Source organism: Acinetobacter sp. NIPH 284, assembly GCF_000369425.1.
GTDB lineage: Bacteria > Pseudomonadota > Gammaproteobacteria > Pseudomonadales > Moraxellaceae > Acinetobacter.
The window spans coordinates 238190-250642 of record NZ_KB850010.1 but is presented as its reverse complement, the minus strand read 5'-3'; the positions used below and the strand labels follow the sequence as shown (position 1 = coordinate 250642).

Genomic DNA, 12453 nt, shown 5'->3' with positions numbered 1-12453 from the left:
AAATAAAGAATTTATACCTATACTATAGATTATTATTTTTATCCCAACTATCTACATGTTCAGCCCACCATTGCATCATCGTTTTACGATCATTTAACCATTGAGCATGATTGTACGATGCCCTTGTTTTATTATCTGAAACGTGGGCAAGTTGTATTTCAACCCAATCCTTATTAAAACCATTCTCATTAGCCACAGTGGATGCAGTTGCTCTTAGAGTATGCATCCTGAACTCTAATTTCATATTACTCAGGGCTGTATTCAATGTGGTTTTACCCATCATTTCCCCGTCTTCTCCTGCAAATATATATTCACTATCTGGATAAAGTGCAAATTGCTCTTTTATGATTTCAATGGCTTGGTCAGATAATGGTACAACATGTATTCTGTTCTTTTTCATATTGCGCTTGCCAGCCAAAATATCAGCCCTTGATACTGCTGGAATCGTCCATGTCTTATCTTCAAAGTCAATATATTCCTTTTTACCTCGACGTATCTCAATGCTTCTAAGCCATGTGTATATTGCGGCTTTAATAGCATTTCGTGTGCTAATTGAGCCACCGTATGCATTGAGCTTAAGCATAAGTACTTTTTTTTCAGACTCAGTTAATGGTCTGGCATGGGTTACATCTGGCTGTTTAATGTAACCCCTAAGAACATAAGTAGGATCTATAGAAATACGTTTTGTGATAATTGCATATTCCATAACCTCACCAATGATTTGTCTTACAAAAATCCCTTTAACTTCTCCTGTGCCTCTTCCTGATTTTTTGATTCTTGCCATAGTGCTATCAAGCACAGTTTTAATATCAATAGAGTCAATCTCATGAATAGGTTTGTTACCAATAAGAGGGTAAACATCTTTCTCAAAATAACTGCTTCGGCGTTGTTCCCATTCCTTGGATTGTTGAGCTTTTCGGGAATTTATAAATTCACTTGCGACTAACCGAAATGTACCATTATTTGCTTTAATTGCTTCAAGACGTTCATTTTTCTGGTGACCTATTGGGTCTACTCCTTTGGCAAGTTGCTCTCGATATTCAATAGTTTTTAATCGAGCATATGCTAAAGTAATTTCAGGATATTTACCGATTGTGAGCATTTTTGCTTTAGTAAGAAAGCGGTAACGATAACGCCAGAATTTGCTACCAGATGGGCGGACTTCTATACAGAGCCCTGAATGATCAGCCATGCGGTATAATTCTTCACGTGGTTTTAATCTTTTGATTTTTAAATCGTTCAGCATATGTTGTGAGTAACGCTATTTTTGAAAGGGCTTACTCACAATCTTACTCACAAAAATTGGTAATTGCATGTATTACATTGTTATGGAAGGTTAGAATAAAAATATCGTTGAATCAATTGGATAGGTTGTAATGTGATTTGTATTTATAGAAGGTTAGATTGTTAATTGGCATGATGTAATTAAATCTTCTTCCTAGATTAAAAAAAATCCCTGCTAATGCAGGGATTTTTTTTATTTAGAATTTATAATGACTTATCGAAATAAAATAATCATCCATGTAAAAAATATAATCGCAAGAGAAACAAATTGAGCAGCACTGCCCATGTCTTTTGCATTTTTAGAAAGTTGGTGTTTTTCTAAAGAAATACGATCAACTACAGCTTCAATTGCTGAATTAAATAGTTCAACAATAATTGCAAGCAAACAAACAGACACCATGAGTGCTTGTTCTAGGGCTGAGACATCAACAGAAAAACTGATTGGGATCAAAATTAAATTAAGCAAAAGGACTTGTCTAAAAGCGGCTTCATGGCTAAATGCAGCTTTAAACCCTGCAAGGGAATAGCCTGTTGCATTAAAAATACGTTTGATACCACTTTTGCCTTTGTAGGGAGAGTAAGGCGTCATAATAAAACTGCTTATGAAGAAAACACTACTATTATAAAATTAAAAGTAAGACAGAGGATTGGCAATAAGTCGCATGATTGCATCAAAAATGTAGTGTTTCTCGACATTTTAACTGGAACTTTCAGATTTGATTTGTCAATTTCCTTTGCGCTAAGGATAATAAGCACATACAAATCGATGGAAAGAATTGCATGAAAATTATCGCAGATGAAAATTTGGCATTTACCGATTATTTTTTTGCAGATTTTGCTGAAATACAGCATAAAGCAGGGCGCACCTTGACTCATAATGATGTCCAAGATGCCGATGCACTTTTGGTTCGCTCGGTGACTAAAGTGAATCATGCCTTAATTGATCAGACCAAGCTTCAATTTGTAGGCAGTGCGACAATTGGTACAGATCATCTTGATATTCAAGCTTTGGAACAGCAGCATATTGCATGGAGTAATGCTGCGGGCTGCAATGCGCAAGCCGTTGCTGAATATGTGATTACTGCTTTATTGCATTTGAATATCGACTTATTAGAACAAGAGAAAGCTTTTACATTAGCAATTGTTGGCTTAGGCAATGTAGGGAGTCGACTCGCAGTGATGGCTCAATTGTTGGGCTGGAATGTGATTGGCTATGACCCTTATGTGCAACTCGCTGGCATTGAAAATGTATCCTTTCAGGAGTTGTTAAAACAGGCTGATGCGATTTCAATTCATGTCCCTTTAACCTTAGCTGGTGATTATCCAACACAACATTTGTTTAATGATGCTACGTTTGCTGCAATGAAAGCATCCGCAATCTTGATTAATAGTGCGCGTGGTCCAGTGATTCAACAATCTGCTTTGATGAACGATATTAAAAAAAATAATCGTAAAGTTGTCTTGGATGTCTTTGAGTTTGAACCAGAGATTCCAGCGCAATTGCTGAATTTATTGGCTTTAGCCACCCCGCATATTGCAGGGTATAGCCTTGAAGGTAAAGCGAGAGGAACACAGATGATTTATGAGGCATTTTGCGATAAATTTTCTTATGAAGCCTCAAAGCGTTTTGAGAGTCAATTGCCTCAGGTGGAACAATATTTCGGGCAGCAGGATTTAAAAGCTGCGCTTAAACAATATCTCACTCAGATTTACGATATTGCTGAAGATGATAAACAATTAAGAGCTTGTGTTCAAAATGCTAAAGTTGAACAAAAAGCATTTGATTTACTTCGTAAAAATTATCCTTTACGCCGTGAATGGGCGGCACACGGTGGACCAGAAGCATGAGCCAAGATATGAAATCCTATCAACCGACTTGTTCTATTGAGGCATTAAAAGCACGTGCAGAGATGTATCAAAAGATTCGTCAGTTTTTTGCGGAGCGTAAGGTATTAGAGGTTGAAACGCCTGTTTTGTCTCAAGCTGCTGTAACCGATGTTCATTTGGCATCTGTACAAGTGCAACGTCATATTCATGGCAAATTAAATACTCAATACTTACAGACTTCACCTGAATTTCCAATGAAACGTTTATTGGCCAGTGGTAGTGGAGCAATTTATCAAATCTGTAAAGTATTCCGTGATGATGAGCATGGGCGTAAGCATAATAGTGAATTTACCATGCTGGAATGGTATCGACCTGGTTTAGATTTAAAAGGTTTAATGCATGAAACAGCAGATTTACTAGAAGTGTGTTTGGCACATCGTTTTGGTGAAGTCCGTCCGTATATTTTGAGTTATAAGCATGCTTTTCAAGATCGTTTAGATATTAATCCTTTACAAGCGAGTTTAAAGCAACTTAAAGAAACTGCGAATCGTGTAGGACTCAATCTTGATTTAGGAAATGATCGCTTGGGTTATATGGATTTATTGTTTTCGCATTTCGTTGAACCAAGTTTAGGCTTTGATGCACCTGTATTTTTAACTGATTTTCCGCCTGAAATGGCATCGTTGGCTAAGGTGAAAACAGATGAGGATGGTGAATTAGTCGCAGCACGCTTCGAGGTATACATTGAGGGTTTAGAGCTTGCCAATGCCTATGATGAGCTTTTAGATGCCAAAGTTTTAGCTGAACGTTTTGACGCCGATAATATCGAGCGTGCTCAACAAGGATTACCTGTTATTCCAACGGATCAACACTTGTTAGCAGCTTTACCACACATGCCAGAATGCTCAGGGATTGCACTTGGAATTGATCGTTTACTGATGGTTGCGATGAATAAGATGAAAATTGATCAAGTGATTACTTTCCCAGCGGAGATTGCTTAGAAACTTTCATCTTTACATGCTTATAAAAACTGCATCAATAATTGAATTAACTCACTTTGTCGATGCGTTTTGGTTTTCTTGAAAATCGCTTGTAGATGTTTTTTGACAGTATCAGCCTGAATATCGTGTGAGAGAGCAATTTCTTTAGTGGTTTTACCCTCAAGTAATTGCTCACATATTTTGTGTTCTACAGGTGTGAACATAAAAAGCTGAGTACATATTTCTCGTTGATATTTAGGTTTATGTTTTAAACCAGAAAATGTGGCGAGTAAAACTGGACGTAGACCAAAAATCTTGTGTGTTTTTTCTGGACTTAATAAATCCAGTGTTAAGAATAAATGATCATCAATCATCATAATTTTACTGCGTTCAGCGTAGCTTAAGTCATGATGGCGTTTATGTAGGCGTTCTAGCTCAATCAGGTTTAACTCAAATTGTTGTTGGCTACTTTCATTGAATGCAAAACGACGTTGTTTGATTTGGATCAGTTTACTATTTTCCAATAGCTGTTTTGCTTCTGTATTCAATTCAAGAATATCGCCATTCAAATTAATAATCGCAATGGGCTGATTCATTTTTTGAATTAATTGGGACCCGAGTAAGGTCATTGTCGAGTATTCAAAATGATGTCGATATTGTTGAATTTTTTGCTGTAGTATCGGTAATAATTCATAAATCGGTTGTAATTCAGAACAACTCAAAGCACCTCGTTCGGGGCTAGTCAAAAATGAAAGTATGATACAAACTTTATGATCATAAAGAATTTGTATTGCTGAACAAAAACGTAAATTTAGAGGTTTTAATACTTGTTGATAGACTTGAGTTTGAAGAATTTCATCTTCTGTGAAATGTTGAAAACAATGCATCCAACCTTGCATTGGAGCCACTAACATTTTGTTTAAGCGAGGATCATCATCTATATCTAAACGAATTTGTTTTAGTGCGGCTTGTTCAAGTTGATGTTCATCAAAATCAACGCCATGATGAACACTAAAAGATAGCGCTTGTACTTCAAGATCAACGGCGAGTAGTTGAGAGGCTTGTAGATTAAAATGTTGATTCAGTTGTTCTAATAAAATAATCCAATCATCAGCATGCTGCACCTTATTCAAGATTTCCATGACAGTGCTTTGTTGGCTTAGATCCATTCAAAAATCCCATTAAAATAAATAGAATACATTTCCATGTAGTTTATATGGGTTTTGATGAAATGAAATCAGTAACTGAAATATATTCTAGTTTTATTTATACAATTTGATGAGATGAATTATTTGAAAGAAAAAATTGAATAAACTTTATCATTTGATGAAAATGCCTAAGCCCTATCAAAGCCTAGGCGAGATTGAATTTAACAACGTCCTTTTTTAGCCTGTCCTGGAGGACAAAAATCACTATGACCATCATGGTGGTTGTCTGGATCAACAATCACACTGCCATGAGGAGTATGCACGGCACAGGCCGATAAGCTAAATGTGATTAAAGTACTGAAGCAAAGCAGTATTATTTTCATCATTGCATCCCCTTTTTATTGCTTTCCCATTTACTTTAAATTGATCCTCACTTTTCGACTAGCGTAATGACGCATGTTTTTAATAGAGATTTGTATCATTCGACTGTACGTAAAATAGTTCTAAATCCCACATGGGTTGCTGCCAAATCAAATTCTTGTGGATAACGACTACTGTTTCGATAGCGTGCGCAAAAGTTGGAGGCACATAGAAAAGAACCGCCTTTGAGTACATATTGCGTTGCGGTGCTGTTTTGTTGACGAAGTTCCGCATAATTGCCCATGTGCTGATCATGTGCGCCGTGATAAGCAGAAGAGGTCCATTCCCAGACATTACCAATCATATCGAATAACTTAAAAGCATTGGAAGCATAACAGCCGACAGGCGCTACACTTTGGAAATGATCTTCAACCGTATTATCGAAAGGAAATTCACCTTGCCAATAATTGGCTTGTGGATGTTGATGCGTATCTTGTGGCGCTTGGTGTAAAGGAGTATCACTTTTCGAACCTGCTTTGGCGGCATATTCCCATTCTTGCTCTGTAGGTAAGTCCCGACCTAACCAAACGGCATAGTGTTCAGCATCATTTTTAGTGACATAGCGAACAGGTTCAGACGGTAATGGAGGCTGACCCTGAGCACCATTCGGCGTTTTCCATGTGTAATCTGATTTCAGCTGCCACCATTGTTTTGGGTTGTTCACATCAGGTGAAAATACTGCAGCCTGTTTCTGCTTTTCTGCATCAGTGATATAGCCTGTGGCTTTGACAAAACTGGAGAATTGAGCAACTGTCACCTCGGTTTGGTCAATCCAAAAACCTGTTACTTGGCGTTGTGCTTGGCCAAAATTCAATTCATCAGGGTAGGCTAAGTTTGAACCCAGTTGAAATGAACCTTCAGGAATCCAGACCATACCTGCAGTTTTACTGTTTTGCCATGCCTCAGGTAAGCCCGAATACTGTTGGCATTGCTGTAATGAGCCCAATGGAGCTAATGTGCTGTTTTGTGTATGTGATTGAGTGGCAGCAGGCTTAACTTTGCTACAGCCTGTCACGAGGGACAGACTGATCAGTGAAACTAAAATGCATACCCATTTCATTTAAGGAAATATTCCTTAACCCCATTTTGCTGGGTATATTGATTATATACATTTATCAGCTCTTGTAATTTGGCCGGATTATCTTGAGCAAGGTTTTGCGTTTCGCCTCGATCATTTTTGAGGTTATACAATTCCCATGCACCTGTTCCGAGTTCTGATTTACCTTGTAATGCAATTTTCCAGTCCCCTTGACGGGCATATTTACTGCCATGTAATTCATCGGCAAAGCTAAAGTTAACGGGGCGGATCGCTTGCACTTTATTGTCGAGTACAGGTTTCCATGAATAGCCGCTTGGCGTATTGATTTGACGGCCTTTGTATTGACCTTGTGGGACGGCAATATTTGCGTAGTCGAGCACGGTTGGGAACACATCCAAGACTGAGGCAAAACCATGATGCATGGCTTCGGCTTTGCTTTGATAAGGGAGCTTCACAATTGCAGGTGCGGTGGTTGCACCTTCACCTGCAGTATCTTTCCATAGATGGAATGGCGCAGCACTGACTTCTGCCCAACGTGGCCCAACATAGTGATAAGAATTTGATGTTCCTACGTTATTGACGCTGTTATCAAAACCAGCTTCGGCACCGTAATTGCCACGGATAAAGCCTTCTGCACCATTGTCTGAGACAAAGAAGATTAATGTATTGTCATATAGATTATTGCGTTTTAAATATTGAATCACCCGACCGATATTGGCATCCAGATTTTCGACCATGCCTGCATAGATTTCCATTCTGCGTGCTTCTAGCATTTTTTGCTCGGTTGAAAGTTCATTCCACTTGCCATATTTTTGCGGTGCATTTTGCGTGGCAATTGGTTCAGCCGCAGTAAAATTCGCTGGAATTAAGCCAAGCTGTTTTTGACGGGCAATTCGCGCATCACGAATCACATCATAGCCTGCGTCATAAACACCGCGATAACGATCGCGATATTCAGCGGGTGCTTGTAAAGGCCAATGCGGCGCGGTGTAAGCAGCATAAGCAAAGAATGGCTTGCCTGAGTTTTTACCTGACTCAATATAACTGATCAATTTGTCTGTGAAGTAATTGGTAGAGAAGAAATCATCGGGTAAGGATGAAATCGGAACTTGTTTGCCGTCTTCCGTATACGTCGCATTACGCTTATAGGCACTCGGTGCTTGTTTAAAATGTAGGTCTAAGCCTTGCAATAACGTAAATGAGTGATCGAATCCTTTAGCATGTGCGTTGGTTGCATCGGTCAAGCCTAAGTGCCATTTACCACTGATATAGGTTCGGTAGCCATTGTCTTTGAGGACTTCTGCAATAGAGAGTGAACGCTCATTCAAATAGCCCTCATAACCAGGTTGACCCTTTAGATGCTCAGGTGTGAGTTCAGCCATTGCACCAATCCCCGCTAAATGATGGTCAGTTCCCGAAATCAATTGTGAGCGTGTCGGTGAGCAGGTCGGGGCAGTATGATAATCCGTTAAAATACGACCTGCTCGGGTCAGCTCATCAATATTGGGTGTATGAATTTCCCCACCAAAAGCGCCTAAGTCTGAATAGCCTAAGTCATCAGCCATAATGAATAAAATGTTGGGTTGCTTCTTGGTTTCAACCACAGTATTTGAATGATCAGAATCATTGCTGCAAGCTGAAATTGACAAGCTAAATAATGCAATAGAAAGTGTGCTAAAGAGACTATTATGAGACATTAGAATCGACTTAATTTTATAGAAGAATTATGACGAGTTTAGAGCGATGATTTTTATGATAAAAATAATTAAAATTTGATTGTTAATCTTAAAAAAAGAAAAGCCCCAAAAAAGGGGCGTGTATGATAAAAATTAAAATGGTATTTGAGTGAGTTGATTTAAAAAATGCGGCAGCACTTTAGGTTCTAATAAAATTGTCATGACCACACCATACGCTGCTCCCCATAAGTGAGCACTATGGTTGATATTTGTGTTGCCTCTTTTGCCAGACCAAATACTGTAAGCGACATATAAAATGGCAAAAATAATGGCTGGAACGGGAATAAAGAAAACGAAAATGAGCTTCCATGGTTGAAACAGAATATAAGCAAATAATACTGCAGAAACAGCACCAGACGCACCTAAACTTGCCCAACGAATATCATGTCGATGTTTTAAATAGCTTGGTAAAATTGCTGCAATTAACCCACCTAGATAAAATAAGACAAAGCCTGTGTCATAAAAAAACTGACGATAAAAGCTTTCAATAATATTGCCAAAGAAGAACAGCGTGATCATGTTAAAGAGTAAATGAGTACCATCAGCATGAACAAAACCATGTGTAATAAAGCGGTCATACTGCCCACGTTGCAGTGCAGGTGGCCAAAAAATTAAACGATTCATCACCGTTTGATTTGAGAAGGCTAACAAGGAAATGGCAACTGTAATGATGATCAGTGTCACAGTATGACTAAAGGGTAGATGTAACATAAATGTTTTAAAATTGATCAGTGTCTCAGCAATAATGCCATTAAAAACTTAATAAACAATGATCTTGCATAGAATTCCTACAAAAATGGTTGATTTTTTTTTATTACACTCCATCTTCGGTTAAGATAACGACATCAGCTTGAGGAATATTGTTATGTCGACTGAGAACACCAACACTGCCATTGCAGAAGAAATCCCAAACCTTTTGATTACTCCATCTGCGCAAGAGTATTTAAGTGATTTATTATCAAAGCAAAATACTCCAGGGATTGGCGTTCGTGTTTTTGTAGAACATCCAGGTACACCGCGTGCAGAATGTTGTATGGCATATAGCGCACCTGATGAAGTAGTACCAACAGACTACAAACAGGAATATCCTGATTTTCCTGCTTATGTTGATGCACCATCCATTCCATATTTATTAGATGCTGTCATTGACTACAACAAAGACCGTTTTGGTGGTCAATTAACTTTCCGTGCACCAAATTCGAAAGTGCCGCGTGTTGGCCCAGATGCGTCAATTGAAGAACGAATTACCTACATTTTACAATCTGAGATCAATCCAGGTTTAGAGGGTCATGGCGGTAATTGTAGTTTAGTCGAAGTGAAAGATGATCCAGAGCATGGTCTTACTGCTGTATTGAAATTTGGTGGTGGTTGCCAAGGTTGCTCAGCAATTGATGTTACCCTTAAACAAGGTGTTGAAACGACTTTACAACAGCATGTCCCAGAATTAAAGCGTGTGGTTGACCAAACTGATCACTCTCAGTCAGAAGGTGCGTACTTCAAGTAATAAAACTTGAAATTTATTGCATTATAAAAGCCCTGAATAGGGCTTTTTTCATTATTCATTTAATCAAATTTTATTTCATCATTATGTTCAGGAATGTTTCAGTCAAATAAAATAATGAAAATATAAATAATAATTATTATCATTTATATTGAGTTTTGTTGTTTCTTTGTTAGAATCTAGCGTAGTTTTTTAGCAAATCTTATGATTTATCTTAATGAGGTGGGAATATGTCTAATAAAATAGCACGCCATACATTACTCGCGACTTCAATTCTGAGTGGCATGATGACGTTTGCATATGCAGCAGAAACTACAGTTAATCAAAGTGGATTGGTTGAAAAATCAAATGAAAACGATGTTGTTAAACTGGAGACAATTGTTCTAACAGCAGAGGAACAAATTAAACAATCTCTCGGAGTTTCTAAGATCACTGCCGAAGATTTAGAAAAAATTCCAGTACGTAATGATATTTCTGAATACGTTCGTCGTATGCCAGGCGTTAACTTAACAGGGAATAGTGCAACAGGTCAGCGTGGAAATAATCGTCAAATTGATATTCGTGGTATGGGGCCTGAGAATACACTTATTTTGATTGATGGAAAGCCTGTGTCCTCACGTAACTCTGTACGCTATGGTTGGAAAGGAGAGCGTGACACACGGGGAGATTCAAATTGGGTGCCAGTAGAAGCAATCGAGTCTATTGAGGTTTTACGAGGTCCAGCAGCAGCTCGTTATGGTTCTGGAGCGGCGGGTGGTGTAGTCAATATTATTACTAAGAAAGTAACGAATGAGACACATGGTTCTGTTGAGCTATATACCAATCAACCTGAAGATTCCAAAGAAGGCGATTCTACTCGAGCAAGTTTCAATCTAAGTGGCCCAATCATTAAAGACATTTTATCTTATCGTTTATATGGTAATTACAATAAAACTGATGCAGATGCAGTAGATATTAATAAATCAATTGGCAGTCAGGCTGCTGGTCGAGAAGGGGTTAAAAATAAAGATATTGCTGGGCGCTTAGCTTGGCAAGCAACTGATGAACAAACAGTATTACTTGATATTTCTTCTGGTCGCCAAGGCAATATTTATTCTGGAGACTCTCAATTAAATTCAAATGCAGAAACCGACCCAATTCTTTCTCAACTTATCGGGAAAGAAACCAATACCATGTATCGAGATAGCTTGGCGCTAACTCATGAGGGAGATTTGGATTGGGGCAAAAGCAAATTGGTTGCGCAGTACGATAAAACACGTAATAAAAGACTTCCAGAGGGTTTAGCAGGAAGTGTTGAAGGAAAAATTAATAATTTAAATGATCGTGTTACATCTAAACTAGACACTTTAAGATTGCATGGCGAGCTAAATATTCCACTTGAATATTATCTGCCACAAGCATTGACCTTGGGTGTCGAGTGGGTGGAAGACAAATTCACTGATCAGACCTCTACAACACAAGGTAAGGATCAAAGTGGTGCTGGCTATGGCGATCAGCTTGCTAAAGGTGATCGTAGTAAAATGGAATCACGAATTGCATCGGCATATATTGAAGATAATTTCAAAGTTACAGATATGACCGATGTTGTGGTCGGTTTACGTTTTGATGATCATAGTAAATCAGGCTCAAACTGGAGTCCAAGTTTAAACATAACGCAAAAATTAAATGATCATTTTACTTTGAAAGGGGGGATTGCCAAAGCCTATAAAGCCTCGAATATGTACCAAAATGCTGAAGGTTATTTATTAAGTACCAATGGTAATGGTTGTCCTGCAAATATTGCTTCGCGCTGTTTATTACAAGGTAATGGCGATTTAAAACCAGAAACTTCAATCAACAAAGAAATTGGGATTCAATTCCAAAAAGATGTTGTGAATGCCAGCTTAGCTTGGTTCCGTAATGATTATAAAAATAAGATTGTTGCTGGAACAGACATTGTTGGGACTGTGAATGGTTCAAGTACAAATGCAAACGGAGGGGTTACGCAAACGAATTGGAATATTCTTCGTTGGGATAATACACCAAAGGCATTGATTCAAGGGTTTGAAGGGAGTTTAGGACTAGATTATGGCAATATCCGCTGGACCAACAATTTCACTTATATGATGGACTCTAAGGATAAGAAAACAGGAAATCCTTTGTCACTTGTTCCAAAGTATACGATTAACTCAATTTTCGATTATGACATCACGGATCAATTGGATGTGAATTTTGTTTACACTCAATATGGTCGTCAAAAATCACGTCAATTCGCAGAAAATAGGATTGAAGCAGGTGTGGGTTCAGGTGGTACAAGTAGTGCGATTAAGCCAAGTGATGTAAAAAGTTATAGCTTAGTCGGTTTAAATATGGGCTATAAATTTAACAGCCAATTCAGCACTCGTCTTGGTGTAAGTAATTTATTTGACAAACAAATTTTAAGAGATAGTAATTCAATCAGTCAAACATACAACGAACCAGGTCGGGCTTATTATGCAAGTTTAAAATATTCATTCTAAGCAAACGACGATAAAACAAG

The 12453-nt window shown here is 38.1% G+C and carries 11 protein-coding genes; 4 read left to right on the top strand and 7 right to left on the bottom strand.

What is annotated here, in order from left to right; translation table 11 throughout:
• Positions 1 to 22: 22 nt before the first annotated feature.
• Positions 23 to 1246: a tyrosine-type recombinase/integrase gene (locus F908_RS04260; protein WP_004828396.1), complete on the bottom strand. Its 1224-nt coding sequence runs from the start codon at positions 1244 to 1246 to the stop codon at positions 23 to 25.
• A gap of 252 nt (positions 1247 to 1498) precedes the next feature.
• Positions 1499 to 1873 carry a diacylglycerol kinase gene (locus F908_RS04255; RefSeq protein WP_005158085.1) on the bottom strand — a complete coding sequence of 125 codons (375 nt, stop codon included), beginning with the start codon at positions 1871 to 1873 and terminating at the stop codon, positions 1499 to 1501.
• A gap of 191 nt (positions 1874 to 2064) precedes the next feature.
• Here F908_RS04255 and F908_RS04250 point away from each other — a divergent pair, with 191 nt between their 5' ends.
• Together F908_RS04250 and epmA are read left to right on the top strand one after the other, a co-directional pair.
• The gene (locus F908_RS04250) at positions 2065 to 3132 is read left to right on the top strand and encodes a 4-phosphoerythronate dehydrogenase (protein WP_005158083.1); all 1068 of its coding nucleotides are present in this window, start codon (positions 2065 to 2067) and stop codon (positions 3130 to 3132) included.
• Entirely contained in the window at positions 3129 to 4112 is a 984-nt protein-coding gene (gene epmA / locus F908_RS04245; protein WP_005158081.1) for an EF-P lysine aminoacylase EpmA, read from the top strand. Before F908_RS04250 ends, epmA begins: the two co-directional genes overlap by 4 nt.
• A 20-nt stretch (positions 4113 to 4132) precedes the next feature.
• On the opposite strand, the gene F908_RS04240 is transcribed toward epmA, so the two are convergent.
• The 5 genes from F908_RS04240 to F908_RS04225 all read right to left on the bottom strand — a co-directional run bounded on the left by F908_RS04240 (position 4133) and on the right by F908_RS04225 (position 9145).
• Positions 4133 to 5260: a helix-turn-helix transcriptional regulator gene (locus F908_RS04240; RefSeq protein ID WP_005158079.1), complete on the bottom strand. Its 1128-nt coding sequence runs from the start codon at positions 5258 to 5260 to the stop codon at positions 4133 to 4135.
• Positions 5261 to 5460: 200 nt separating this feature from the next.
• Positions 5461 to 5622 carry a hypothetical protein gene (locus F908_RS15880; protein WP_087536989.1) on the bottom strand — a complete coding sequence of 54 codons (162 nt, stop codon included), beginning with the start codon at positions 5620 to 5622 and terminating at the stop codon, positions 5461 to 5463.
• Positions 5623 to 5717: 95 nt separating this feature from the next.
• Complete coding sequence (locus tag F908_RS04235; protein WP_005158059.1) at positions 5718 to 6719, bottom strand: SUMF1/EgtB/PvdO family nonheme iron enzyme; 1002 nt, start codon at positions 6717 to 6719, stop codon at positions 5718 to 5720.
• On the bottom strand, positions 6716 to 8395 hold the full coding sequence (locus tag F908_RS04230; RefSeq protein WP_005158055.1) for an arylsulfatase: 1680 nt from the start codon (positions 8393 to 8395) through the stop codon (positions 6716 to 6718). Before F908_RS04230 ends, F908_RS04235 begins: the two co-directional genes overlap by 4 nt.
• Positions 8396 to 8527: 132 nt before the next feature.
• The gene (locus F908_RS04225) at positions 8528 to 9145 is read right to left on the bottom strand and encodes a rhomboid family intramembrane serine protease (RefSeq protein WP_004663327.1); all 618 of its coding nucleotides are present in this window, start codon (positions 9143 to 9145) and stop codon (positions 8528 to 8530) included.
• 154 nt (positions 9146 to 9299) lie between these two features.
• On the opposite strand from F908_RS04225, the gene nfuA reads away from it, so the two are divergent.
• Positions 9300 to 9938 (top strand): Fe-S biogenesis protein NfuA, encoded by a 639-nt coding sequence (nfuA, locus tag F908_RS04220; RefSeq protein WP_004663326.1) that lies wholly within the window; start codon positions 9300 to 9302, stop codon positions 9936 to 9938.
• 227 nt (positions 9939 to 10165) lie between these two features.
• On the top strand, positions 10166 to 12433 hold the full coding sequence (locus F908_RS04215) for a TonB-dependent siderophore receptor (protein ID WP_005158054.1): 2268 nt from the start codon (positions 10166 to 10168) through the stop codon (positions 12431 to 12433).
• Positions 12434 to 12453 lie beyond the last annotated feature (20 nt).